At 56.9% G+C, this 23,368-nt stretch carries 25 protein-coding genes and 2 pseudogenes; 16 read left to right on the forward strand and 11 right to left on the reverse strand.

The features are described 5' to 3' along the window. Positions 1-4: 4 nt before the first annotated feature. Both D3H35_RS14095 and D3H35_RS14100 read right to left on the reverse strand, forming a co-directional pair. Positions 5-979 (reverse strand): ketopantoate reductase family protein, encoded by a 975-nt coding sequence (locus D3H35_RS14095; RefSeq protein WP_119149952.1) that lies wholly within the window; start codon positions 977-979, stop codon positions 5-7. A gap of 87 nt (positions 980-1,066) precedes the next feature. Beyond that, a complete protein-coding gene (locus D3H35_RS14100) occupies positions 1,067-1,405 on the reverse strand; it encodes a L,D-transpeptidase (protein WP_119149953.1) in 339 nt (112 codons plus the stop codon). Between the two features lie 214 nt (positions 1,406-1,619). Between D3H35_RS14100 and D3H35_RS14105 the strand changes: the two genes are divergently transcribed. Together D3H35_RS14105 and D3H35_RS14110 are read left to right on the forward strand one after the other, a co-directional pair. Next, positions 1,620-4,658, forward strand: coding sequence for an EAL domain-containing protein (locus D3H35_RS14105; RefSeq protein WP_119149954.1), 3,039 nt, complete (start codon positions 1,620-1,622; stop codon positions 4,656-4,658). A gap of 30 nt (positions 4,659-4,688) precedes the next feature. Continuing rightward, entirely contained in the window at positions 4,689-5,408 is a 720-nt protein-coding gene (locus tag D3H35_RS14110) for a Dph6-related ATP pyrophosphatase (RefSeq protein ID WP_119149955.1), read from the forward strand. A gap of 29 nt (positions 5,409-5,437) precedes the next feature. Here the strand turns inward: D3H35_RS14110 and D3H35_RS14115 are convergent, their stop codons facing one another. Next, positions 5,438-6,619, reverse strand: a complete 1,182-nt coding sequence (locus tag D3H35_RS14115; protein WP_119149956.1) for an MFS transporter — start codon at positions 6,617-6,619, stop codon at positions 5,438-5,440. A 104-nt stretch (positions 6,620-6,723) separates the two neighbouring features. On the opposite strand from D3H35_RS14115, the gene D3H35_RS14120 reads away from it, so the two are divergent. After that, entirely contained in the window at positions 6,724-7,032 is a 309-nt protein-coding gene (locus D3H35_RS14120) for an ArsR/SmtB family transcription factor (RefSeq protein ID WP_119149957.1), read from the forward strand. Here the strand turns inward: D3H35_RS14120 and D3H35_RS14125 are convergent. Then, positions 7,029-7,997, reverse strand: coding sequence for a helix-turn-helix transcriptional regulator (locus D3H35_RS14125; protein ID WP_119149958.1), 969 nt, complete (start codon positions 7,995-7,997; stop codon positions 7,029-7,031). The two genes, D3H35_RS14120 and D3H35_RS14125, sit on opposite strands and share 4 nt — an antisense overlap. A gap of 130 nt (positions 7,998-8,127) precedes the next feature. Here D3H35_RS14125 and D3H35_RS14130 point away from each other — a divergent pair, with 130 nt between their 5' ends. From D3H35_RS14130 to D3H35_RS14150, 5 genes are all read left to right on the forward strand, one after another. Continuing rightward, the gene (locus D3H35_RS14130) at positions 8,128-9,003 is read left to right on the forward strand and encodes an SDR family oxidoreductase (protein ID WP_119149959.1); all 876 of its coding nucleotides are present in this window, start codon (positions 8,128-8,130) and stop codon (positions 9,001-9,003) included. Positions 9,004-9,245: 242 nt separating this feature from the next. Further along, positions 9,246-10,568, forward strand: a complete 1,323-nt coding sequence (locus D3H35_RS14135) for an O-acetylhomoserine aminocarboxypropyltransferase/cysteine synthase family protein (RefSeq protein ID WP_119149960.1) — start codon at positions 9,246-9,248, stop codon at positions 10,566-10,568. Between the two features lie 3 nt (positions 10,569-10,571). Continuing rightward, positions 10,572-11,324: an HAD family hydrolase gene (locus tag D3H35_RS14140; RefSeq protein WP_119149961.1), complete on the forward strand. Its 753-nt coding sequence runs from the start codon at positions 10,572-10,574 to the stop codon at positions 11,322-11,324. Then, positions 11,308-11,604: a glutaredoxin family protein gene (locus tag D3H35_RS14145; protein WP_378125014.1), complete on the forward strand. Its 297-nt coding sequence runs from the start codon at positions 11,308-11,310 to the stop codon at positions 11,602-11,604. The genes D3H35_RS14140 and D3H35_RS14145 overlap by 17 nt, the downstream gene beginning before the upstream one ends. A gap of 11 nt (positions 11,605-11,615) precedes the next feature. Then, positions 11,616-12,641: an LLM class flavin-dependent oxidoreductase gene (locus D3H35_RS14150; RefSeq protein WP_119149963.1), complete on the forward strand. Its 1,026-nt coding sequence runs from the start codon at positions 11,616-11,618 to the stop codon at positions 12,639-12,641. 142 nt (positions 12,642-12,783) lie between these two features. Here the strand turns inward: D3H35_RS14150 and D3H35_RS14155 are convergent, their stop codons facing one another. Next, positions 12,784-13,587 carry an AAC(3) family N-acetyltransferase gene (locus tag D3H35_RS14155; RefSeq protein WP_119149964.1) on the reverse strand — a complete coding sequence of 268 codons (804 nt, stop codon included), beginning with the start codon at positions 13,585-13,587 and terminating at the stop codon, positions 12,784-12,786. Between the two features lie 566 nt (positions 13,588-14,153). Continuing rightward, the gene (locus tag D3H35_RS14160; RefSeq protein ID WP_119149965.1) at positions 14,154-15,557 is read right to left on the reverse strand and encodes an LLM class flavin-dependent oxidoreductase; all 1,404 of its coding nucleotides are present in this window, start codon (positions 15,555-15,557) and stop codon (positions 14,154-14,156) included. Between the two features lie 265 nt (positions 15,558-15,822). Here D3H35_RS14160 and D3H35_RS14165 point away from each other — a divergent pair, with 265 nt between their 5' ends. From D3H35_RS14165 to D3H35_RS14190, 6 genes are all read left to right on the forward strand, one after another. Next, complete coding sequence (locus tag D3H35_RS14165; RefSeq protein ID WP_119149966.1) at positions 15,823-16,830, forward strand: ABC transporter permease; 1,008 nt, start codon at positions 15,823-15,825, stop codon at positions 16,828-16,830. Beyond that, positions 16,824-17,465 (forward strand): ABC transporter ATP-binding protein, encoded by a 642-nt coding sequence (locus D3H35_RS14170; RefSeq protein WP_199728518.1) that lies wholly within the window; start codon positions 16,824-16,826, stop codon positions 17,463-17,465. Before D3H35_RS14165 ends, D3H35_RS14170 begins: the two co-directional genes overlap by 7 nt. Beyond that, entirely contained in the window at positions 17,462-17,653 is a 192-nt protein-coding gene (locus D3H35_RS31335; protein WP_199728519.1) for a hypothetical protein, read from the forward strand. Before D3H35_RS14170 ends, D3H35_RS31335 begins: the two co-directional genes overlap by 4 nt. 746 nt (positions 17,654-18,399) lie before the next feature. Then, positions 18,400-18,558, forward strand: a complete 159-nt coding sequence (locus D3H35_RS30790; RefSeq protein ID WP_158594112.1) for a hypothetical protein — start codon at positions 18,400-18,402, stop codon at positions 18,556-18,558. A 348-nt stretch (positions 18,559-18,906) separates the two neighbouring features. Beyond that, positions 18,907-19,041 (forward strand): hypothetical protein, encoded by a 135-nt coding sequence (locus D3H35_RS33550; RefSeq protein WP_267901392.1) that lies wholly within the window; start codon positions 18,907-18,909, stop codon positions 19,039-19,041. 603 nt (positions 19,042-19,644) lie between these two features. Further along, entirely contained in the window at positions 19,645-19,911 is a 267-nt protein-coding gene (locus tag D3H35_RS14190; RefSeq protein WP_147355841.1) for a hypothetical protein, read from the forward strand. A gap of 5 nt (positions 19,912-19,916) precedes the next feature. On the opposite strand, the gene D3H35_RS14195 is transcribed toward D3H35_RS14190, so the two are convergent. Further along, positions 19,917-20,273, reverse strand: coding sequence for a hypothetical protein (locus tag D3H35_RS14195; RefSeq protein WP_147355842.1), 357 nt, complete (start codon positions 20,271-20,273; stop codon positions 19,917-19,919). 263 nt (positions 20,274-20,536) lie between these two features. Then, a pseudogene (locus D3H35_RS34850) lies at positions 20,537-20,620 on the reverse strand (ABC transporter substrate-binding protein); the annotation flags it as partial. 541 nt (positions 20,621-21,161) lie between these two features. On the opposite strand from D3H35_RS34850, the pseudogene D3H35_RS34855 reads away from it, so the two are divergent. Next, a pseudogene (locus D3H35_RS34855) lies at positions 21,162-21,386 on the forward strand (TlpA family protein disulfide reductase); the annotation flags it as partial. Further along, on the forward strand, positions 21,355-21,636 hold the full coding sequence (locus D3H35_RS34860; RefSeq protein WP_411675154.1) for a peroxiredoxin family protein: 282 nt from the start codon (positions 21,355-21,357) through the stop codon (positions 21,634-21,636). The pseudogene D3H35_RS34855 and the gene D3H35_RS34860, both read left to right, overlap by 32 nt. A gap of 51 nt (positions 21,637-21,687) precedes the next feature. Here the strand turns inward: D3H35_RS34860 and D3H35_RS14210 are convergent, their stop codons facing one another. Genes D3H35_RS14210 through D3H35_RS14220 form a run of 3 tightly spaced genes read right to left on the reverse strand, consistent with a single transcriptional unit; the run spans position 21,688 to position 23,291 of the window. Next, the gene (locus D3H35_RS14210) at positions 21,688-22,068 is read right to left on the reverse strand and encodes a hypothetical protein (RefSeq protein WP_119149973.1); all 381 of its coding nucleotides are present in this window, start codon (positions 22,066-22,068) and stop codon (positions 21,688-21,690) included. 17 nt (positions 22,069-22,085) lie between these two features. Further along, the gene (locus tag D3H35_RS14215) at positions 22,086-22,331 is read right to left on the reverse strand and encodes a hypothetical protein (protein WP_119149974.1); all 246 of its coding nucleotides are present in this window, start codon (positions 22,329-22,331) and stop codon (positions 22,086-22,088) included. A gap of 15 nt (positions 22,332-22,346) precedes the next feature. Then, complete coding sequence (locus D3H35_RS14220; protein ID WP_199728521.1) at positions 22,347-23,291, reverse strand: ABC transporter ATP-binding protein; 945 nt, start codon at positions 23,289-23,291, stop codon at positions 22,347-22,349. Positions 23,292-23,368 lie beyond the last annotated feature (77 nt).

Here is a 23,368-nt window from a genome sequence, read left to right on the forward strand (position 1 = left end):
CGCTTTATCCAAGCTTGGATTCCCGTTGATGCTCATAGACGGCAAGCCGCTGCCAGATCGTCTCCAGCAAGGGGACGCTGCACTCATGCTTGCGGGCGAGCTTCAGCAAGTGGCCGTGAATGTGCGCGGCTTCCGTCGGCAGCCCGGCGTTCAGATCGCGCAGCATGGACGACGTGCTTGCCGCTGACATACCGGCGATGACGGCAAGCAGCCGCTCGACGATACCGTCATCCAGCGGGCCGATGGCGGTGCGGATGACGGCGGCGTTCTCGGCGAGCGCCTGCTCGAACCAGCGGAGGCCGTCGCCTGTATCGCGAATGTCTCCTACCGAGGCCTGAAATAGCGTCGTTACCCCGGATAAGGCGCTAAGGAGTAAATATTTGTCCCGCATATCCCGGGCGATATCCGTATGCTCCTTCACGGAAGAGACGCCCGATAGCGCGGCGCGAACCCGCTCCATTAGAGCGGGAGAGGTATGGGAGTATGTGCCGTACCGGTAAGAGCTGTACGGAGTGATGTGCACAACGCGCCCTTCTTCGTCCAGCGTAGATTCGATACGGGCGACGCCTCCGAGCAGCGGTTGTCCGGGATAGGCGGCAGCGATATCGTCCATATGCTTGATTCCGTTCAAAAAGGGAAGAATCGCAGACTCCTCGTGCAAGTAAGGCTTCATCTGCTGGAGCGTCTCCGGGAGCCCATAAGCTTTCGTTGCCAGCACGATCAGGTCGAAAGGCCCGCCGGGTTCTCCCGCCTTTATCGTACGAGGCTCGCACCGCGTATCTCCGGTCGGGCTAATGACGGTTAATCCGTGCTGCTTCAGTTGGCGTTCCCGCCGTTCCCGCACGAGCAGCGTGACGTCCTGCCCCGCCTCGATCAGTCTTGCCGCCAAGTAGCCTCCGACCGCGCCGGCTCCCGCGACAAGCACTTTCAATGCGCCTGCTTCTCCTGTTTGCGCCTCCGCGGCGTTTTTCGTCTCCATACCCGAACCGCTCCTTATCCGCTCTTTTGTCTACGTGTATTTTATCACAAGAGAAGGCTCGGACGATCGGGGCTGCGCCGGAGTCTATTAATAGCGGATAGTGACAGAGGTTCCGATCGGTACGAGGCCGGCCAGCTCGACGACGTCCTTGTTATGCATCCGGATGCATCCATGGGATACTCTCTTGCCGATGGAAGATTCATCGTTCGTGCCGTGAATGCCGTAGTGAGGCTTGGACAGCCCCATCCAGAAAGCGCCGAACGGGCCTCCGGGATTAGGGACCTTGTTCACGATGTGAAGCCTGCCGGTCGGCGTGGCGGCGGCAATCGTACCGATTCCGACGGGATACCCTCGCGTCACTGTGTCTCCGTCCAGCAAATAAAGCATAAAATCCGATAAATCGACGATGATTCGGTAGTTGGGCATGGGGTCGCCTCCTTCTATCAAGATATGGGGAGAAAAGAAGCCCGGTGTCGAAGGGCGGAGGAAATTCGACGAAGTCGGTCATTAATTCCACTAAATGCCAACAATTCCAATCCGTAACGACAAAAAATAGGTTTTATTTGAAATGAAAAGGGTTTCATAGAGCGTGTGTGGAAGATTGCTACTATCCATATATTTGAAGAAGGCGGGGAGAACCATGGGGAAGCCTTTTCGTATCGGAGTCGTGGCTCAGCGCCTGGATGGCGAATATTACGGAAAAGTGCTGGCGTCCATTCTGAAGGCCGTTCATTCCCGGAATGGGCAGCTTATCGCGGTCGAAATCGCGGATGACGATCTGGAGACGGCTTCCACGGAGCGGCCGGTATCCTTTCAATTGGCCGATGCGTGGATTTTGATCATGCCCACCGCAGGAGATGCGCTGCTGCAACGGTTCGGGCAGAGCGGCAAGCCGGTAGTATGCGTAGGATTTCCGCCGCCGGGCGACGAATACGCCGTTCTTGTCGATGGCCGCGGCGGAATGAAGAAAGCCGTGCTGCACCTGCTCGATCACGGACATCGGAGGATCGCTTTTGTCGGGCAGCGGGAGCAATACGATCTCTACGAGAGGTACATAGGCTACGTGGAAGCGCTGGCCGAACGCGGCATTCCGGTTGACCCCGAACTGGTGCGTTCGGCTTCCGATAATTTATTCGAGGGCGGCATGAAAGCCGTCGAAGGTCTTCTGCTAGAGGGAATCGATTTCACGGCGATCGCCGCCGGAACCGATTTGAACGCGATCGGGGCAATAGGTGCGCTCCGCAAAGGCGGATTGTCCGTGCCGGGAGACGTTTCCGTAACCGGCTTCGACGATATTTCGCAATCCGCTATCCATATCCCGCCTTTGACGACGCTGCGCCAATCGTTCGATCAATTGGGCGAGCGGGCGGTCGGCAAAGCGTTCGAGCTGCTCGAATACGGGGCAACGCCGTTTCGCGTCGATTACGTGCCCGTTGCGTTCGTTCCGCGTTCCTCCTGCGGGTGCGTACAGAACTTCGAGGTGAACCGGGAGGAGCTCGTTCGAACGCGGCAGAGCTTGTCCGATCTCCGAACGACCATACACCAAGTGACGAACAGCTATTTTAGAATGACCAACGGGCTCATTCAGGGAATCAAAAGCGAAAGCATTCATATTGCAAGTCTCTATTGGGATTCGAGCCATTGGGGCTGTTTGGCGCTGTGGGAGACGGATGCCGGCGGAGGCAGAAGCCTTGTCGTTCGCCAAACCTTCAGCAGGCGGGGAGAGCCCGTTCCGCGGGAAGGCGAGCGGTGCGCGCTGGAGCAGTTCCCTCCTGCCGAGTGGCTGCCTCCTTCGGCCGGTCCCGGCAAAGATGAGCTCGTCATCGTCCATCCGATCCGTTCTGAGCTTCAAGAATGGGGGTACCTCGTTATGGTTGGGCCGTTCAGCCCCGCCAATCACTATGCGGCCAGCGACATGTCGAGGCAAAGCTGCCTCATTCTGGCCGTGACTTTGGAGAGGGAGAAGCTGTGGGGCCGAATACGCTCGATGGCGGAAAAGCTGGAGGTCGTCTCCAGAACGACGAACGACGGCATATGGGACTGGGATCTGGGGACGAACCGGATCGAATGGAACCTGGGCATGGACAAGGTGCTCAGCCGATCTTCGGCCAAGCTTACCGACAAGCCGATTTCGTTCCTGCGGCTCATACACCCTTCCGACAGCGTCAAGGTTCGGGAGGCATTGGCCCCGCCTTACCCGGAAGGCCGGCCGCTTCAGCTTGAATTCCGGATTCGGGGCCAGGAAGGAAACGATATCTGGCTCTATATGGCGGGAGATATTATCCGGAACGACGAAGGCCGCGCGGTGCGGATGATCGGCTCGGTTACCGACATTACGGAGAAGAAGGCGGCCGAAGCCGAGATTATGAGGCTTGCTTATCATGACGCGCTGACAGGGCTGCCGAACCGGCTGCTGTTCCGAGAGAGGCTTAAGGAAGCGATCGTTCAGGCGAAGAAGGCCGGCGGCAAGCTGTTCGTTCTTATGATCGACTTGGATCGGTTCAAAATTATTAACGATACGCTCGGCCATCAGGCGGGAGACCGCCTGCTGTGCAAAGTGGCCGCGACGCTTCAAGCAACGCTCGGCGCGAAGGATACGATTTCTCGCCTGGGCGGAGACGAATTCATCGTTCTGCTGCCTCGGGCCAAAGCGTTGGAGGACGTCCGCCGGATTACCGAGCTCATGCTGAAGCAGTTGGAGCAGCCCTTCATGCTGGCGGGACAAGAGCTGTACGTATCGGCGAGCATAGGAACGTCGATGTACCCGGATCAAGCGGGCGATGCGGACACCCTCGTCAAATACGCGGACATGGCCATGTATCAAGCCAAAGCGAACGGTGGAAGCGGGATGCGGGTATACACCCCGGACCTGGGCACGCAGAACGCCGAACGGTTCGAGATGGAGAAAGGGCTGCACAAAGCGCTGGAGCGGGAACAATTCCGGCTTGTATTCCAGCCTCAGATAGCGCTTGGAACGGGAGCTGTATACGGAGCTGAGGCGTTGGTGAGATGGGAATCGGAAGATCGGGTGATCCCGCCGTGCGAGTTTATCCCGCTGGCCGAGGATACCGGGCTCGTCGTGCCGATCGGGCTTTGGGTGCTGCGTCAGGCGTGCGCGGAGGCGAGACGCTGGGCGGACGCAGGAATGGCGGAGCTCGTCGTTTCGGTCAATTTGTCCGCCCAGCAGCTTGAGACGAACGATTTTCCCGCTACTGTCCGCAAGGTGCTGGAGGAGACGGGCGTGGCTCCGAATCGGTTGTGTCTTGAAATAACGGAGTACTCCGCCGTGCAAAATCTGGATCGCTGCATCAAGCTGCTGAAGGAGCTGACGGACATCGGCGTTATTATCGCTATCGACGATTTCGGCACGGGACAATCGCCGCTCGTCCTCCTGAAGCGATTCCCGGTGCAGACGATCAAGATCGATCCTTCGTTCGTGCGGGATATGAGCGAGGATTCGGGCGGAGAGGCCATCGTTCGGGCTGTAATCGCGATGTCGCACAGCCTAGGACTGACCGTGACGGCAGAGGGCGTCGAGACCGAAGAGCAATTGGAGATTTTGCACCGGATGGAGTGCGACCGCATCCAGGGCTACTATACCGGGCGGCCGATGGCGTCGGATGCTTTCGTAGCTTATTATCGAGGAGTGGCGTCGGGAGTATCGTCTTGGGAAAGCTAGCCGCGAATCGAGTATGAATAGAGGGTTTTTATGAAAAAGAAAGCGGCATTATCCTGGAGCGGAGGAAAAGACAGCTGCATGGCGCTTGAGCGCTTGGAGCGCGGCGGGGAATACGAGGTATCGTGCTTGCTCACGACGGTTCCGCAAGAAATCGGCCGAACCTTCGGACACGGGGAGAGACTGGAGCTGATCCGCGCCCAAGCCGACGCGTTAGGCTTACCAGTGGAATTTATCTCTTGCTCGTTCGAAAGCTATACGGAGGATTACGTTCGTTCGCTTCTCGAAGCAAAGGCAAAATACAGGCTGTCGGCGGTCGCCTATGGCGATTTGTTCCTGGCGGAACATCGGGAATGGGGGACGGGAGTCGCTAAAAAGGCGGAATTGGAGGCGGTATATCCGCTGTGGATGGCTCCGAGCGCCGAGGGCGTTGCGCCGGGAACGGCGCCTGCGGCTTGGAACGAGCGGGAGGCGACTCGTCAAGGGCTGCTCCGGTTCGTGGAGTCCGGTTACCGGGCGATCGTCATCCGCGTGAAGGATAACGCGCTCTCGGCGGACTGGCTCGGACGGGAGCTGGATCGGAGTTTCTACGAAGACATCTTGCGGCTTTCGGAAGTATGCCCTATGGGCGAGGGCGGGGAGTATCATACGTTCGTCTACGACGGCCCCTTGTTCCAGTGGCCCGTCGTCTTCGAGCGCGGCGAAACGAGGCAGCTCGAGACGACGAAACGGCTGGAGATCGGAACGGTCTGATGCTGATCGGGAATGGGGTTTGTTCTATTTCAACGGTCGGCAAGCGAGCTGCGAGCCTGCTTCAGGCCGGTGCGGTCTGCGCGAACGATGCCGCTCCGGCGAAACAAGAGCAGCGCGCCCGCCATACTTACGGCAACGAGCATGCCTACTGTCTTAAAGCCGCCGTCTGAGACGTACAGCCATCCCGACAGGGCCGACCCGGCCGTCGTTCCGACATACATGGCCGCATTGGCGAGGGAAGAGATCGTTCCGCGCAGCGAGCTGTTCAGCCCTTGCAGCGAGCTTAGAATAAGCGGGAGCGCCTGACCTCCCGCGAACGAGGCGAAGAAGCATGCGGCGGCGGCAATCTCCGCGTTCGGGCTGTAGGGAGCGAGGAGGTAAGCCGCACCGATAGCCGACAAAGCCGCCGTCAGCGCAGCAAGCTTGCCCCATCTCTCCGCTATTCGCGCGCCGAGAAGACTGCCCGTGAGATTGCCGGCTCCGTATACGAGCACGAATAAGCCGATCTGTTCGACAGTGAGGGCGTATCGATCCGCGAGCCAGATGCCCAAGTAAGTGAACGAGCCGAAGGAGCCGATAAAATAAAGCAAATGAGCGGAAAAAGCGAGGGGAGCTCCGGCGGCCGCCCACAGCATTCGGTAGGATTGAGCGATGGATACGCGTCCGCCTGCCGACACCGCTCTCGGCGGAACGGCCGGCATAACCGTATAGATCCAGATCAGAGCGACAATGCACAGCGCCCCGACACCGAAGAACGGCAGCCGCCAGCTATCGCGGGCGAGCAAGCTGCCGAGCGGGATGCCGAGAATTTGCGCCAAGGAAAGACCTGCCGTCGCCCAGCCCATCGTCTTCAGAGTTTGGGAAGGAGCGACCAACTGCGGAATGGAGGCCCATACTTGAGGCGAGACGAAAGCTGCGCATACCCCGGCGGCCAACCGGTACGCGAACAGCGAGGCGAAGCCCGTCGCCGTGCCGCAAAGCGCGGTGAACAGGGCGAAGCCGACGAGACCGACGAGCAGCACCTTTTTGCGATCCGCTCGATCCGAGAGCGGCCCGGCGACAAGAGCCGTCAGCGCATATCCTAATGCATACGCCGATACGATCCAGCCGGAGATATCCGTGGCGATTCCGAATTCCGCGCGCAATGTCGGGAGCAATGGGGAGACGATGAACGTATCGGTTCCGATCAGGAACATGACGAACGTGAACATGTATCGCAAGCTTCAACCCCTCACTTAAATTGGAATTATAAGTTCATTTGTTCGAATATATTCGAATTATTGAACGTTGTCAATCGCTTCGCTATAATAAACCCATGAGAACCTTATATCATCCAAAAACAGAAGAGATCGAGCTGCCGACCGTGCTGTATGCGCTCAGCGACCCTATTCGGCTGGAGCTGCTTCGTCATGTGCTGAAGTGCAAGGAGATGGCTTGCGGAGAGTATGCGACGGACATTCCGAAGTCGACGATGTCCCACCATTTCAAGGTGCTGAGGGAATCGGGGGTTATGAATACGCGGCTGGCGGGAACCCAGCGCTTCATGTCGGTGCGGAAAGACGAGCTGGACTCCCGCTTTCCGGGGCTTCTGGACGCTATCGTCAGAGCGTCCGAATCGAATTAAGCATCTTCATACAGAGCCGCGATGGCGCAGGCTTCCGCAGCGACCGCTTCGGCGAGAGCTGCGGGCGCGATAACGCGAATGCGCCGGCCGTAAGCCAGAACAATCTCCAGGGCGGATTCCATCGTATGGAATTCCGCCTTGGCTTCTATGGAGCCGTCCTCGGCGGGCGACTCTTCCGCAACGCGAACGTAACGCTCCCTTCGGAACCTCTCGGCCGCTCCGGCTGCGATCTTCACCGTCGCCGGATAACGAGGCAGGCTCGCCTTGAAGAGAAGCGTCGACCGCTCCCAATAGTCGGCCAGCGCGAAGTCCTTCGGACGTTCGAACGATTGGTCCGACAGCTCGGCTGTCCGAATTCGCGAAATCCGATAAGTGCGCGGCTCGTCCCCTTCTTCTGCCGCGGCAATCATGTACCAGACGCTTTGCTTGGCGACGAGCCCCAACGGGCAAGCGGTGCGCTCCTTGTCTTCGGACGAGCCCGGCTGCCGGTAAGTGAAGCGAAGCTTCCGCTCCGTCCACGCGGCTTCCTGAACGACGGCCAAGTGCCGATTCTCCTCCGGATCGGCGGAATGCCAGCCTGCTCCGTCCACGTGGATCCTTTCGCGCACGAATTCCGCATCCGTCCGCGCCGCGTCCGGCAGAGCGGAAAGCAGCTTGTTGAAAGCGTTCCGCATATCGCCGCCGAGACCGAGGTCCTTGACGACGCTTGAGGATTGAAGCATGAGCAGCGAGCGGATTTCCTCCGTCGTCAGTCCCGTCAGCCGGCTCCGGTATCCTTCCTGCATGACCCATCCGCCTTGAGCGCCTCTTACCGCATAGATTGGTATTCCCGAAGCGCTGAGCGCTTCCATATCCCGATGAATCGTCCGTTCCGATACTTCGAGCTCCTCCGCCAGCTCCTTCGCCGTTCGTCTTCCGTATCGCTGAAGCGAAGCCAGAATGACCAGCAACCGGCCTGCTCTCATGAACGACCGCCTCCTTTTTTTTCGTTAGCGCCAGTATACCATTTTAATATGACAGTAGTTGTCATGTTAGGAGGGGTATGATAGAGAAGCAATCGAACATACCGAGTTGAAACGAGGAGATGGGAAGAGCATGAAGCCATTGCAAGATAGGATAGCGGTCGTCGCCGGATCGACGCGTGGAGCGGGAAGAGCTATTGCGGTAGAGCTGGGGGCGGCGGGAGCGACTGTGTATTGTACGGGGAGGAGCACCAGAGGCAACCCGTCCGACATCGGTCGATCGGAGACGATCGAAGAGACGGCCGCGATGGTGACGGAGCGGGGAGGGCGCGGAATTCCCGTCCGGGTCGACCATACCGTGGAGGAAGAAGTGGCGGCGCTGTTCGAGCGCGTGAAGACGGAGCAGAACGGCAGGCTGGACATTCTGATCAACGACGTGTGGGGCGGGGAAAAGCTGACGGAATGGGGAACGCCGTTCTGGGAGGCCTCATTGGACAAAGGGCTTCTGATGCAAAGGCGAGGGGTTCATTCCCATATGATTACGAGCCGTTACGGCGTTCCTCTAATGGTCGCCCGGGGCGCAGGGCTGGTCGTGGAGGTGACGGACGGCTTCGATTACCGGTATCGCGGCAATTTGTACTACAGCGTCGCCAAGACGTCCGTTATCCATCTGGCGGAAGGAATGGCCGCAGAGCTGAGACCGTATGGCGTCGCGGCCGTGTCCGTCACGCCCGGTTTTCTGAGATCGGAAGAGATGCTGGATCATTTCGGCGTGACCGAGGCGAACTGGCGGGATGCGGCTAAGCAGGATCCGCATTTTCTTCAGTCGGAGACGCCGGCGCTCGTGGCGCGGGGGATCGCTGCGCTGGCCGCCGATCCGGATCTATTCGCCAAGACGGGACGGATTTGCACGTCGTGGGGGTTGTCCGACGAGTACGGCATTGCCGATGCCGACGGAAGCAAGCCGCATTGGGGGCGGTATGCGGAGGAGCAAGGCTTCTACGCCTAATTATCGCGAACGGCCGACGGCTTCATTTTCGGGCAAGCTTGAGAAATTTTTTCGAAGAGCAGCCGCTAACCGATTGACAGGGTTTTCCACGAGCAGTATGATTAAACCACTAAATCCGCCTTAAATACTAGGAATTGACGAAAATCCATACTTGCAGCGAGTTGACCAGTCAACTGGAGACCGAATTTCCTTAACGGGAAAGCCGGTCTCTTTCTATTTTCTAACCCAAGGAGATGAAGAGGATGAGCGATCAAGCCAATCCGCAACGCAAGTGGAGGTTCGACACCTTGCAGGTGCACGGAGGACAGCAGCCGGATCCGGCGACGGGAGCGAGAGCGGTGCCGATTTACCAGACGACCTCCTTCGTATTCAAAAGCACTGAACATGCCAAAGCGGTCATCAATTTCGACGAAGTCGGGAACACGTACACGCGGGTCGTCAATCCAACCAACGACGTGCTTGAGCAGCGAATAGCGGCTCTCGAGGGCGGAGTCGGCGCACTGGCGGTCGCTTCGGGCTCGGCTGCGGTTACGTATTCCATCTTCAACGTAGCGGGTGCAGGCGATGAAATCGTATCGGCCAGCACGCTCTACGGCGGGACGTACAACCTGTTCGACGTTACTTTGCCGAAGCTCGGCATCACGACCCGCTTCGTGAATCCCGACGATCCGGAAAATTTCCGGAAAGCCATTAACGATAAGACGAAGGCGGTATTCATCGAATCGATCGGCAACCCGAGGCTTAACGTCCTCGATATCGAGCGCATCGCCGCTATCGCCCACGAGAACGGCATTCCGCTCATCGTGGACAATACTTTCGGAACGCCGTATCTCATTCGTCCTTTCGATCATGGCGCCGACGTCGTCGTCCATTCCGCGACCAAGTACATCGGCGGTCACGGAACGTCTATCGGAGGGCTTATCGTCGACAGCGGAAAATTCGACTGGACCGGCGGCAAGTTTCCCGGCTTCACGGAGCCGGACAAAAGCTACGGCGGATTGCAGTACGTCGAGAAGTTCGGCGAGCTGGCATTCATAACAAAGGTGAGAATTCAATTTCTTAGGGACATCGGAGCAGCGATCAGTCCGTTCAACTCGTTCTTGCTGCTTCAAGGAATCGAGACGCTGTCGCTGCGCGTCGAGAAGCATCTCTCCAATGCGCGCCGCGTGGTCGATTATTTGAACAACCATCCAGACGTTGCGTGGGTCAACTATCCAGGACTGGAGAGCAGCCCTTATTACGAATTGGCGCAAAAATATTTTCCGAAAGGGCCAGGCTCGATCTTTTCCTTCGGGCTCAAGGGCGGCTACGAGGCGGCGAACCGGTTCATCGACAGCTTGGAGCTGTTCTCCCATCTGGCGAATGTGGCGGACGCGAAGTCGCTCGTTATCCATCCGGCCAGCACGACCCATGCTCAGCTGTCGGAGGAGGAATTGCTGGCGGCGGGCGCTTCGCCGGATTTGATCCGCTTATCGATCGGGATCGAGGACCCCGACGATTTGATCGACGATCTGGAGCAGGCTATCCGCAAGGCAAGCGTTGTCGTTGAAGAAGCTGTAGGCTGACGGATGGGGAAGCGAAAGCGGGACTTGCGCGGCAAGTCCTTCGTCTGGTTCGATCTGGGCTACACGCTGGTGTATAAGCCGCGGGAACGTGTCTATCGGTCGTTCCTGAGAGAGAACGGGATCGATCGAACCGAGGAGGAAGTCGGGCTGGCGTATCATCTGGCGGACAAATATTTCATGAGAGCGTACCCCGGGGTGCTGGCGAAGGAGGAGCGTCTTTATTTTCCATGGTACCTTGGGGTACTCAATCATAAGCTCGGAGTGGAGTTCGGATTAAGTGCGCAGTATGAAAGGCTCATGGAGCTTCAACAGCGGGAGCGGAGCAAATGGCAGCCTTATCCGTTCTCGGAATCGGTGCTGCGCAGCCTGAAGCGGGGCTCTATCGGAGTCGGCCTCATTAGCAACTGGGACGCGACGGCCCGGCGTTTGTTAGACGAGCACGGTCTGGCTCCGTATTTCGACGCTATCGGCGTCTCGTCCGAGGTCGGATGGACGAAGCCGGAGGAGTCTATTTTTCGTCATTCCTTCGCATTGGCGGGAGTCGCCCCGGAGGAATGCGTCTATGTGGGCGACAACTATTACGACGATATTGTCGGCAGCGCGCGCGTAGGCATGGATGCGATTCTCGTCAATCGGTACGGCCGGCTCGGAATAGAGGAGATCGATCATGAACCGACGGTCGCTTCGATCGAGTCGTTGCCGGAAATGGTTTTGCAACCCCATTCAAATAACGGAGGCGATGAGCGTGTCGGCTGAACAAGCTCGTAAATATATATTATGGGGAAAGAAAGGCTGTTCTTATTGCGAGAGAGTGAAGGGCGTGCTAGCGGCGAACGATCAGGCTTATGCGATCGTCGATGTGGAGGGGAGAGACGACCTGAGAGACATCCTGGAGCTGAAATACGGCACCCGTCTCGTGCCGGTCGTCGAAGTTCAGAACCGCGAGAGCGGCGACGGGGTCTATGAGGCGTATGTTCATACCGAACTGGATCGCTTTGAGGCGTTGTTTGCGGAGAGCGCCCAAGTCGAGGCGTAGGAGGGGATAACATGTCCGTACGGCTGAGCATTCTGGACCAAACGCTGTTGAACCCGGGCGAAGATCCGGCTGCGGCGTTTCGCCAGACGATCGAGCTGGCGCGGCTCGCAGAGAGTTGGGGCTATTACCGGTTCTGGGTATCCGAGCATCACGATTCCAATCTGGTTGCGGGTTCCTCCCCCGAAGTGCTGATCTCGCATTTGCTGGCGCTCACGAGCACGATTCGCGTCGGCTCGGGCGGCGTTATGCTGCAGCATTACAGTCCCTACAAGGTAGCGGAAAATTTCAACGTGCTCGCTTCGTTGGCTCCGGGGCGCGTGGATCTGGGGATCGGGAGAACCCCCGGCGGGCTGCCGCATTCCATTCAGGCGCTGCAAAAAGGAGCGGTCGAGTCCCGGCCTCTGCCGGATAAAATCGAGGAGCTGAGAGCGTATATTCAAGATCGGCCATTGACGAAGCATGCGATTGCAGGACTCAAAGCGAGCCCTATTCCGCGCCAGCCGGCTTCTTTGTATTTGCTCGGGGCGAGCTCGTTGAGCGCGGAATCGGCGGCGAGCTTGGGCTTGCCTTATGTGTTCGCTCAGTTTATCAACAACGACGAGGAAGAGGCCGCGAAAGCGTTCGAAGCCTATCGAGCCCGATTCGTCGCGGATTCCTATTCGCCGACGGTATCGAAGCCTGAGGCGCTGCTTGCCGTTCCCGTCATTACAGCCGATTCGGATGAGGAAGCGCAATCCCTGGCGGACGATTACCGGATCGTCCGTATTCATCTGGAGGGGGGGCGGATCATTACGGTAGGCAGCGTCGAGCACGCGGAGGAATACGGCCGGCAGGCCGAGGAGAAATACCGCATTGAAGTGCGGCCGGCCTACGTCATTCACGGCGGCAAGGAACTCGTGCGCAAGCAGCTGCTCGAAGTCCGGGATCGCTACGGCGTCGACGAGTTCATCGTGATCGCTACCATCCGCGACGCTAAGAAACGGTTTCGTTCCTATGAGCTTCTAATGGAAGCCTTCTCCGAGGTTCCCGCCGTTTGAGCGGGTTGCCGATTTAATACTCGGGTTAAACGCATGCATGAGCAAAGCCCCTTCGTCCTTAAGGACGAAGGGGCTTGTGTGGTTTGGTCAACGGATTGCTTAACAGGCTAGGCTAAGACCGACAAGGTTCAGATCATCGCCCTTATTTCCTGTTCTTCTCCATCCATTGGACGCTCCAGTCCACGAGCGGCCGCTGCCGCAGCAAACGCACGTCGGCGTTTCCGACCTTGTGAACCAGGATGCTATGAGCTGCGTCGTACTCTTCGCCCAACCGGACAAAATCCTCGTCATCCACCGCTTGAGTATTGTAAGTCACCCATGTTCTCCGTCCGTCGATCATAATTGCGCTGCTCTCGTCGGCGAACCGTTTGGTAGGGAAATCGGCTCTGGTTTCGGCCAGATGCAACGACGTATTTTTGTCGTATCCGACGCCTATCAGCAGAATGTGTCCATCGAGCTCGTATAGTTTATCGACAGGAGAGCCTTTGCCGAAAATAACGCTTAAATCATGATCCTTCGTCAAATAGTCGGCATGCTTGCCTACTGCGGCTATCGATCGGGCAGGATGGTCCGATCTGCTGGCTCCGGGCCACTTCCGCAGCATTTCGGCGACGGTGCCCATCCCGATTGCGGGAGTGACTTCCTTGTCGTAAGCCGGCCAGTTCTCTCGAATAATCGGCCACCATTCAACAGGCACTTCCCAGTGCACGCCCGTTGTCGGATCGAGATTTTTCCAGGTTTGCGACGGCATCATCAGCGTTCCTTCCTCGCCGACGATTTCCAACAGCGCGCGTATGACCGTTTCGGCGCCGCCCACGACAAAACCTAGGCTTTTGAGCGAGGTATGGACGAATATCGTCTGCCCTTCCGCTACTCCACAGCTTTTGAATTGATCGATCAGATCCTCTTTCGTCAAGACAACTCTCGTTTCTTTCGTTGTGGTCATTGAGAATCTCCTCCATTTGTACGTGGGAAAATGAAAAAAACAACCCCGCTCACAAGAAGCGGGGTTGTTGCTGGCATCGCCAGAAATGCATAGCCCTTAAGTTGGCTTATAATTTTCTACATTGTACCAGATGCGACAATACTCGACAATGTAAATTTGGAAATCCGGTAAATGGTCGAAAGTGGCACCATCTGGCGGATTTTCGAAAGTGCGCGGTCTGGCTGTTAGTCGTTAGAGAGAAGTTTGTTTGCACGGAATAGTCGGCAGTCGGTCGTTATGGGATGATTTGCGCCACCCGGCCATCCTTTGTAGATCGTATTGGGCAATCCGGGCACGTTCGGCTACCGTCGTCTCTGTCTGGAACGAGATAAAGCGAATTTTTCGTCTTATTTGTTCGATGCGATTGATGGTTGAGCGAAATAAGACGATGAAGTCGTGCTATTTGGGTGCGGAGCTCGAAACGGAGGGCGATTGAGAGGCAATAAGACGAATTCTTCGTCTTATTGCACCCTTGGTTAGTGGTCGCACATGGAATAAAACGATTTTTTCGCTTTATTGTTTATTGGCTAGTTTGTTGGAGCGTTTCCGCTGGCTGCGACGGCTGTTGCGGTCGAATCTGCCTCGGTCGCGGCTTCTGCGAAAGGCAAGCTGTACCGGTTCGCCGGTACGGGCAGGCCGAGATGCTCCCGCAACGTCGAGCCTTCATAGTCGAGGCGGAACAATCCGCGCTCCTGCAGGAGCGGTACGACGAGCTCGACGAAGTCTTCGAGACCGTCCGGCAGCGAAGGCGCCATGAGCATGAAGCCGTCGGCGGCGCCTTCGGTGAACCAGAGTTCCAGCGTGTCGGCGATTTTTTCCGGCGTTCCGACGAGATGGTCGCCGCTGAAAGAGCCGGTCAGCAAGGAATACAGCTCGCGCAGCTTCGGGTTTTCCCTGACGATAACTTCCTGATGCTTCTTGTAATCGGACTTGGTCAGCTCCAATTGGCCGAGACCGAGCTCTTCGGAGCGCGAATCGAGCGTATGGCCGCTGAAGTCGACGCCTTGGAAATAATCGGTCAGGAACGATAAGCCGGTCTCTTCGGTAATGAGACCTTCCAATCGCTTAAGCTTCTCTCTCGCTTCCTCCTCAGTTCTGCCGATGATCGGAGAAATGCCTTGGAGAATGAATACCTCCTCCGGATTGCGGCCGACGGCCGCGAGCTTGTCTTTGTACGACTGGTAGAAAGATTTGGCGTCCTCCAAGCTGTATTTGATCGAGAAAATCACTTCGCCGACTTTGGCGCTGAAATGCTGGCCGGCATCCGAAATACCCGCTTGCACAAGCACGGGCTGCCCTTGCGGGGATCGGCCGATGTTGAGGGGACCCTCAACCGAGAAAAATTCGCTCTTGTGGTTCACCCGGTGTAGCTTGCCCGGATCGAAGAAGCGGCCGCTGTCCTTGTCGCGAACGAAGGCGTCGTCCTCCCACGAATCCCACAGTCCGCGGACGACTTCGAGGAATTGCTCCGCTCTCTTGTAACGGTATCCGTGGTCAAGGTGCTCTTCCGCTCCGAAGTTGCGGGCCGTATTGCCGGACAGATCGCGCGTTGTCACAATGTTCCAGCCTGCGCGTCCTTTGCTGATATGGTCGACGGACATGATCAGGCGCGCCATGTTGAAGGGCTCGATATAAGAGGTCGAGGCGGTTGCGACAAGGCCGATTCTGGAGGTCGCTCCGGCCAGCGCCGCGATCAGCGTAATCGGTTCGAATCGGTTCAGGATATTCGGATGGGACTGCTCGTTGATCGCCAGGCTGTCCGCCAGGAAGGCGATATCGAACTTTCCGCGCTCCGCGGTTTGCGCCAGCCGGCGGTAAAAGTCGATGTCGATGCTGGCGTCCGGCCGAGCGTCCGGAAGCCTCCACGACGCGACGTGCATACCTGTTCCCACCATGTAGGCGGCCAGCTTGATTTGACGTTTTTTCGCCACAGTGCGTTCACCCCTATAATTCCGAGTAAATTTAGCAGAATAATTTGAAAAGAATGTATCATAGCCTGGTAAAAGCCGTCAACCGCCGCTCGTTAACCATCTATTGACAATTATGCGAGGAGAATGCTATGGTTATAAAAACAAATACCGACTAATGTTATCGGAATAATAAAATAATCGACCGGACAACCGGAGATCCAGCCCGCATGGGAGGATCTCTTTTTTTGTTTTTCCGATAGAATCCAAGGAGGTTGACCCCTGAACAATGGAAATCGCCGAAAACATTCGCTATGGCGAAGCCCGAATTCGCCGCAAAGCAAGTGTATCTCTATCCGCCGCCGTTCGTTTGCTGCTTCCCTCCCTGAGTCTGATCGCCGTGCTGGCGATTCACTACCTGCTCCCCGACAAGCAGCCGGTCCTCAAGTCGGATATCTACGCTTATGCTATCGAGATTTTGCTGGCCGTCTACTTATTGTGGACCGGCGCTTCGTTCGTCTTCGAAGGAGCTCGCGCCAAGCTGCGATATCAAGCGCCGATAACGGCGTTCATTATCTTGCTGATCGGTGCCTGGGAGCTGCTGACGCTTAAGCTCGACGCATTGCCGCTTCCGTATTTCCCATCGCCGGTGAAAATTACCGATGCGCTCGTGAACGACCGGGAGAAGCTGTTCATCTGTACGCTGTACTCGCTTCGGTTGCTCGCGATCGGTTATCTGATCGGCGCTTTTTTTGGTGTGATCACCGGAATTCTGATGGGGTGGTACAAACTGTTTCAGTATTGGGTGAATCCGTTCTTGCGGTTTATCGGGCCTGTTCCGGCTACCGCATGGATTCCCGTCGTTCTGCTCGTGTTTCCTTCCAGCTTTACCGCGAGCATCTTCCTCATTGCGCTAGGGACGTGGTTCCCCGTCTCCGTCATGACCTGGTCGGGGATCTCAAGCGTGAACAAATCGTTCTTCGAGGTTGCCAAGACACTGGGAGCTACGGAGAGGTATTTGGTGCTTCGCGTGGCGCTTCCGGCCGCTTTTCCGCTCATTTTCATCGGCTTGTTCATGGGGCTGGGAACTTCCTTCGTGACGCTGGTCGTCGCGGAAATGCTGGGAGTGAAGGCCGGACTAGGCTTCTATATCACTTGGGCGCAAGGCTGGGCTGAATATTACAAGGTATACGCCGCGCTGCTCATCATGGCCGTGCTGTTCTCGACAATCATTACGGTGCTGTTCAAGGTTCGCGATCGCGTTCTGATTTGGCAGAAAGGGTTGATCAAATGGTAAAAGCGGCGGAAGGCGGCCATATTTCCATACGCGACGTGTCTCGGGTGTTCGACGATCATGGAGCTTCGGTAGTCGCTTTGAACAAGGTGCAATTGGACATCCAGCCGGGCGAATTCATTTCGCTGATCGGTCCGAGCGGGTGCGGTAAGTCGACGCTTCTTCGCCTTGTTACCGGTCTCGATCTTCCGACCTCGGGTGAAATTTTGTTGGATGGCGAACCGATTCGGGAGTCCCATCATTCCCGCGGCTTGGTTTTTCAGGATCCGACGCTGTTTCCATGGAAAACGATCTGGAGCAACGTTGCGACGGGGCTTGAGGCGCGCGGTGTTTTGTCGAAGAACAAGGCGGAGGTGGATCGGTTTATCGAGCTCGTCGGACTGAAAGGGTTCGAGAAGGCGTACCCCCACCAACTGTCCGGGGGGATGGCGCAAAGGGCAGCTCTGGCCCGCGCGCTCGTGAACCATCCGAAGGTTCTGCTTCTCGACGAGCCGCTGGGCGCGTTGGACGCGTTCACTCGGATGAACCTGCAGGAGGAGATTTTGCGGATCTGGCAAGAACGGGGGACGACGAATGCTGTTCGTGACTCACGATATGCGACGAGCTGTCTACTTGAGCGACAGGGGTTGTCGTCATGACGCCGCGTCCTGCGCAAATCAAGGAAGTGATCCGGATTCCTCTGCTCGTTCCGAGAGCGCGAACAGCAACGCTTTCTTCGAATATCGTTCGAAAATATTGGAGACGCTGCAGCTCGTTCCGGGAAATCGAAGCTTGCCGGAGTACATCGTATAGGCGAAGGGAGCATCGAAATGAGGTTGAAGCCTAAGAAGCGACTGATGGCGTAACGGCGCCGCTCCTGCTCGCGGCGGGATTGCTGCTGCCGGCCGGCTGCTCGGACCGAAGCGCGGCCTTCGCCTGCTCGCGACGGAGGCGGGGAAGCGAGGAAGGATTCGGAATCGGAATTTTCGGCTAGTCCCGAGAAAGCCTAAACGTGAACGAAGAAAGCGTCGTTGGAAGCGGAGTAACGAGAGGAGCAGTCCACTCTCGGAAGGCGAGGTCCGTATTGAGATTTGGCCCAAAGGAGCAGGCCCGAAAGCCATGCTCAACTGCTCGCAAAAACCCGAGAGAGCCAAAGGCTCCTACGAGCTGAAGGGGAAATTCGCGGAGAAAGGACGTACTACGTTCATTAACCCAACATTACACCCCGAGGAGTACCGGACAGATCGACGATGCCAGCTTCGAATTCGAAATGTCAATAACGAAAGGGACGCAGCGAGATCGAAAAAAGCGCTTAGAGGAATTACGGCGGGAGCTTCGCGCTGCTCCTATTTCTCCTGCGGCTGTGACGGCCAACGCCGAAACGGAAGCGGCATCGGCCGCTTCCCCTGGAGCCGACGGCCACGTTGCCGGCATGCCATATACCATGCCTCCGGATTGACGGGCAGCCCATCCAGGTGGCAACGACGAAACGAAGACGATTCAATTGTCCCCAGGACCGACTCCCGCCGTCAAAGAGCTCGGAAATTACGAGAATGGAAGCGTTTCAAAAGTGAGGGCTGGATACGAGACGCGTTGGCCAAAAGCTACGCTTGGGATGGGGAGCAATTCGTATTTATCGTATGGGAGCTAACCGGAAGGGCCTGGTTTCGCGACGCCGCGGGGGCCTTCGTTAAGAGAGATTCCGCGGCGGAGCAGCTTTTCGCCCGGATTTTCAAGTCTTCGGCTGCCTAACGAGCCAAAGCACTCCGTCGACGATGTACGCGTCTTTGTCGATGAAGAAGGTGGACGGGATCGGCGGATCTGTAGCGCTTTCCGCCACCGAACCGTCCTTGGTCCAAAGAACGGGGAACGAGAATCCGTATTCGTCGGCAAATTCCCGCGCGGATTTCTGCGCTGTCGGCGCCGTCAGGTTGATGGCTATGTATGGTCAGTTCTTCTTTAGTATCGTGCAGCTGACAATCTCGGAGCTTCGTCCTTGCAAGACCGGAACCAGGACCGCCAAAAATTCAGACGGAGGTCTTGCCGCGGGAATGCCGCCACTTAATAAAGCTGCCATCGATCCCGGCGAGGGAGAAAGCGATGGAGCGAGATAACGATTTCCCGGTAGGCTTCTTCCGCCTCGCGGGCGGGGGCCGATTGGGCGCGGGAGCGCTTTCGGTCGATTGGTCGCGACAGAGATTGGAACAGACGAGGAAGATCAAGCCGCGCGGCTAACATCGAGCACACCAATGACGTAATCTTTATCAGTAAAAGAAACCTTCCATAGTCGACTAGTTATGACATTAATGTGTAATTGTCATTATATAACACTATAAATCCGATAGAATATAGAATTTAAAGGTGACCAGACAGGGAACGTTAAGCCATCCTTGAACGGGAAGGCGCCGGTCTCTCTTTTTCGTTCGCGTCAGAATTCCGGGAAAAGGGCGCAGCCGTATGCGTGTGAATCCATAAAGGTCTCATTGACAGTTATTCCTAACTAGGAGGCGAACCTAAACAGATGAAGAACGTAGTCGCACAAAAGATTATGGGTATCGTGCAGCCGCCGTGCTTAGTAGCGGCGGTGTTTGTCCGGCTGTGGAGACTTCAAATAACAAGATAACGCTTCGGCCAGCCCGAGCGCTCCGCTTCCGGTTCGTCGTCGCAGCTGCTGCAGGCGGCAGGAGGAGCCAAGGCGCTCAGAAATGACGTTCGCTTACAGCGGAGAACTTGCGAAGCGCCTATCTATGCCGCGATCGAGAAAGGTTCTTTAAAGAAAGAAGGCCTGGACGCGTTACGCTGGGTTCAGCAAGATTCGGAAACGTTGAAATCGGCCACTTGCCTCGGGCAAAGTTCGACGCACAGTCGGCAATTTCGCTTGGTTACAAGCCGATCGAGCAAGGGCTCGACCGTGAACTGACGGGAGGGCTGCGATTGCCGGAGCATTTGCAGCTTGTCGCTCCGGGCGATTCCGGTATCGAAATCCCGTGGCGCGAATCTCAAAGGCAAAATCATTGCGATGGACGTCATTCGCGGGAGGCCGCAAATTACGCTGTCGATCGCTTTGAAGCAAGCAAGGGCTGTCCGCAGAAAGACGTGGAATGAGAGCTTTACCCCTTCGCAGCAGCTTGCGACCGCCTGCGGAGAAAGGCGAGATCGCCGCGTTCATCGTTGGGATCCCGGCCGCTCAGCAAAGCTATCGACGATAAGAAGTCATGTGCGCCTGCTAAGCAACGGCCACGATTGAGCCGTTTCAAATCCGCGCATCTTCCTCCGCCACTTTGCCGCTGATGACGGAGATAGCAGCAATAGCCGGATTTGAACGGCTCATCGTGGCCGTTGCTTAGCAGGCGCACATACTTCTTATCGTCGATAGCTTGCTGAGCGGCAGGATCCCAAACGATGAACGCGGCGATCTCGCCTTTCTCCGCGCGGTCGCAAGCTGCTGCGAAGGGTAAGCTCTCCATTCCACGTCTTTCTGCGGATCCAGCCCTTGCTGCTTCAAAGCGATCGACAGCGTAATTTGCGGACCTCCGCCGATGACGTCCACTCCAATGATTTTTGCCTTTGAGATCCGCCACGGATTTGATACCGGAATCGCCCCGGAGCGACAAGCTGAATGCATCCGGCATGCAGCCCTCCGTTCAGCTTTACGTCGAGCCTTGCTCGATCGGCTTGAACCAAGCGAAATTGCCGACCGTGCGTCGACTTTGCCCGAGGCATGCCGATTTCAACGTTTCGAAATCTTGCTGAACCAGCGTAACGTCAGGCCTTCTTCTTTAAAGAACCCTTTCTCGATCGCCGCATAGATAGGCGCTTCGCAAGTTCCTCCCGGTAAGCGAAAACGTCACTTTTCTTGAGCGCTTTGGCTCCTCCTGCCGGCTGCGCAGCAAGCGCAGACGACGAACCGGAAGCCCGGAGCGCTCGGGCTGGCCGAAGCGTTTATCTTTGTTATTTGAGTTCTCCAGCCGGACAATACACCCGCCGCTACTAACACGGCGGCTGACGATACCATAATCTTTTGTGCGACAATACGTTCTTTCATCTGTTTAGTTTTCCCTCGCTGTTAGGAATAACTGTAATGAGACTTCTATGGATTCAGCCACGCATACCGGCTGCGCCCTCTTTCCCGGAATTCTGACGCGAACGAAAAAAGGAGACCGCGCGCGCTTCCGCGTTCAAGGATGGCTTACCGTCTCCAGCTGTCTGGTCACCCTTATTAAATTCTTATTAATTCTATCGGATTATAGTGTTATAATAATGACATTAACATTAAATGTCAATAACTAGTTCGACATGGAGGTTTCTTATGAAAAGATTACGTCATTGGTCCGTGCTCGTGTTTAGCCGCCGGATTGATCTTCCTCGTCCTTGTTCCAATCTCTGTCCGACAATCGAACGAAAGCGTCCCGCGCCCAATCGGCCCCCGCCCGCGAGGCGGAAGAAGCTCCCGAAATCGGTTATCTCGCTCCATCCTTCTCCCTCGCGCGGGGATCGATGGCAGCCTTTATAAGTGGCGGCAATTCCGCGGCAAACCGGTCGTCCTGAATTTTTGGGCGTCCTGGTGCGGTCCTTGCAAGGACGAAGCTCCGAGCTTCGTCAAGCTGCCACGATACGTACAAGAAAGAACTGACCATCATAGCCATCAACCTGACGGCGCCGACAGCGAGAAAATCCGCGCGGGAATTTGCCGACGAATACGGATTCTCGTTCCCCGTTCTCTGGACAAGGACGGTTCGGTGGCGAAAGCGCTACAAGATCCGCCCGATCCCGTCCACCTTCTTCATCGACAAAGACGGCTACATCGTCGACGGAGTGCTTGCTCGTTAGGAGCCGAAGACTTGAAAATCCGGGCGGAAAAGCTGCTCCGCCCGGATCTCTCTAACGAAGGCCGCGGCGTCGCGAAACCAGGCCCTTCCCGTTTACTCCCACTACGATAAATAGAATTGCTCCCCATGCCCAAGCGTAGCTTTGCCAACCGTCCGTATCCAGCCCTCCACTTTTGACCGCTCCATTCTCGTAATCCGAGCTCTTGACGGCGGAGTCGGTCTGGGACAATTGAATCGTCTTCGTTTTCGTCGTTGCCACCTGGATGGGCTGCCCGTCATCCGGAGGCATGTAATGGCATGCCGGCAACGTGGCCGTCGGCTCCGGGGAAGCGGCCGATCCGCTTCCCGTTTCGGCGTTGGCCGTCACAGACAGCAGGAGAAATAGGAGCAGCGCCGAAGCTCCCGCCGTCATTCCTCTAAGCGCTTTTTTCATCTCGCTCGTCCCTTTCGTTATTGAATTTCGAATTCGAAGCTGGCCATCGTCATCTGTCCGGTATCCTCGGGTGTAATGTGGGTAATGAACGTAGTACGTCTTTCTCGCGCGAATTCCCCCTTCAGCTCGTAGGAGCCTTTGCTCTCTCCGGGTTTTGCGAGCAGTTGAGCATGGCTTTCGGGGCCTGCTCCTTTGGGCCAAATCTCAAATACGACCTGCGCCTCCGAGAGTGGACTGCTCCCTCTCGTTACTTCCGCCTTCAACGACGCTTTTCTCGTTCACTTTAGGCTTCTCGGGACTAGCCGAAAATTCGATTCGATCCGTTCCTCGCTTCCCGCCTCCGTCGCCGCCGCAGGCGAAGCCGCGCTTCGGTCCGAGCAGCCGGCGGCCAGCAGCAATCCCGCAGCGAGCAGGAGCGGCGCCGTTACGCCAATCAGTCGCTTCTTAGCTTCAACCTCATTTCGATGCTCCCCTTCGCCTATACGATGTACTCCGGCAGCTCGATTTCCGGAACGAGCTGCAGCGTCTCCAATATTTTCGAACGATATTCGAAGAAAGCGTTGGCTGTTCCGCGCTCTCGGACGAGGCAGAGGAATCCGGATCACTTCCTTGATTTGCGCAGGACGCGGCGTCATGACGACAACCCTGTCGCTCAAGTAGACAGCTTCGTCGATATCGTGAGTCACGAACAGCATCGTCGTCCCCCGTTCTTGCCAGATCCGCAAAATCTCCTCCTGCAGGTTCATCCGAGTGAACGCGTCCAACGCGCCCAGCGGCTCGTCGAGAAGCAGAACCTTCGGATGGTTCACGAGCGCGCGGGCCAGAGCTGCCCTTTGCGCCATCCCCCCGGACAGTTGGTGGGGGTACGCCTTCTCGAACCCTTTCAGTCCGACGAGCTCGATAAACCGATCCACCTCCGCCTTGTTCTTCGACAAAACACCGCGCGCCGCCTCAAGCCCCGTCGCAACGTTGCTCCAGATCGTTTTCCATGGAAACAGCGTCGGATCCTGAAAACCAAGCCGCGGGAATGATGGGAACTCCCGAATCGGTTCGCCATCCAACAAAATTTCACCCGAGGTCGGAAGATCGAGACCGGTAACAAGGCGAAGAAGCGTCGACTTACCGCACCCGCTCGGACCGATCAGCGAAATGAATTCGCCCGGCTGGATGTCCAATTGCACCTTGTTCAAAGCGACTACCGAAGCTCCATGATCGTCGAACACCCGAGACACGTCGCGTATGGAAATATGGCCGCCTTCCGCCGCTTTTTACATTTGATCAACCTTTCTGCCAAATCAGA

The organism is Cohnella faecalis, from assembly GCF_003570905.1.
GTDB classification, from domain to species: Bacteria; Bacillota; Bacilli; order Paenibacillales; family Paenibacillaceae; genus Cohnella; species Cohnella faecalis.

Excerpts from the sequence above, each read along its gene's own strand:
- D3H35_RS14165 (WP_119149966.1), top strand. The coding sequence starts at position 15,823 with ATGGAAATCGCCGAAAACATTCGCTATGGCGAAGCCCGAATTCGCCGC.
- D3H35_RS14210 (WP_119149973.1), bottom strand. The coding sequence starts at position 22,068 with ATGAAAAAAGCGCTTAGAGGAATGACGGCGGGAGCTTCGGCGCTGCTC.
- D3H35_RS33550 (WP_267901392.1), top strand. The coding sequence starts at position 18,907 with ATGGAGCGAGATAACGATTTCCCGGTAGGCTTCTTCCGCCTCGCGGGC.
- D3H35_RS14145 (WP_378125014.1), top strand. The coding sequence starts at position 11,308 with ATGAGCGTGTCGGCTGAACAAGCTCGTAAATATATATTATGGGGAAAG.
- D3H35_RS14115 (WP_119149956.1), bottom strand. The coding sequence starts at position 6,619 with ATGTTCACGTTCGTCATGTTCCTGATCGGAACCGATACGTTCATCGTC.
- D3H35_RS14170 (WP_199728518.1), top strand. The coding sequence starts at position 16,824 with ATGGTAAAAGCGGCGGAAGGCGGCCATATTTCCATACGCGACGTGTCT.
- D3H35_RS14150 (WP_119149963.1), top strand. The coding sequence starts at position 11,616 with ATGTCCGTACGGCTGAGCATTCTGGACCAAACGCTGTTGAACCCGGGC.
- D3H35_RS14120 (WP_119149957.1), top strand. The coding sequence starts at position 6,724 with ATGAGAACCTTATATCATCCAAAAACAGAAGAGATCGAGCTGCCGACC.
- D3H35_RS14100 (WP_119149953.1), bottom strand. The coding sequence starts at position 1,405 with ATGCCCAACTACCGAATCATCGTCGATTTATCGGATTTTATGCTTTAT.
- D3H35_RS14135 (WP_119149960.1), top strand. The coding sequence starts at position 9,246 with ATGAGCGATCAAGCCAATCCGCAACGCAAGTGGAGGTTCGACACCTTG.
- D3H35_RS14155 (WP_119149964.1), bottom strand. The coding sequence starts at position 13,587 with ATGACCACAACGAAAGAAACGAGAGTTGTCTTGACGAAAGAGGATCTG.
- D3H35_RS31335 (WP_199728519.1), top strand. The coding sequence starts at position 17,462 with ATGACGCCGCGTCCTGCGCAAATCAAGGAAGTGATCCGGATTCCTCTG.
- D3H35_RS14095 (WP_119149952.1), bottom strand. The coding sequence starts at position 979 with ATGGAGACGAAAAACGCCGCGGAGGCGCAAACAGGAGAAGCAGGCGCA.
- D3H35_RS14105 (WP_119149954.1), top strand. The coding sequence starts at position 1,620 with ATGGGGAAGCCTTTTCGTATCGGAGTCGTGGCTCAGCGCCTGGATGGC.
- D3H35_RS14110 (WP_119149955.1), top strand. The coding sequence starts at position 4,689 with ATGAAAAAGAAAGCGGCATTATCCTGGAGCGGAGGAAAAGACAGCTGC.
- D3H35_RS14130 (WP_119149959.1), top strand. The coding sequence starts at position 8,128 with ATGAAGCCATTGCAAGATAGGATAGCGGTCGTCGCCGGATCGACGCGT.
- D3H35_RS14140 (WP_119149961.1), top strand. The coding sequence starts at position 10,572 with ATGGGGAAGCGAAAGCGGGACTTGCGCGGCAAGTCCTTCGTCTGGTTC.
- D3H35_RS14125 (WP_119149958.1), bottom strand. The coding sequence starts at position 7,997 with ATGAGAGCAGGCCGGTTGCTGGTCATTCTGGCTTCGCTTCAGCGATAC.
- D3H35_RS14195 (WP_147355842.1), bottom strand. The coding sequence starts at position 20,273 with ATGGAGAGCTTACCCTTCGCAGCAGCTTGCGACCGCGCGGAGAAAGGC.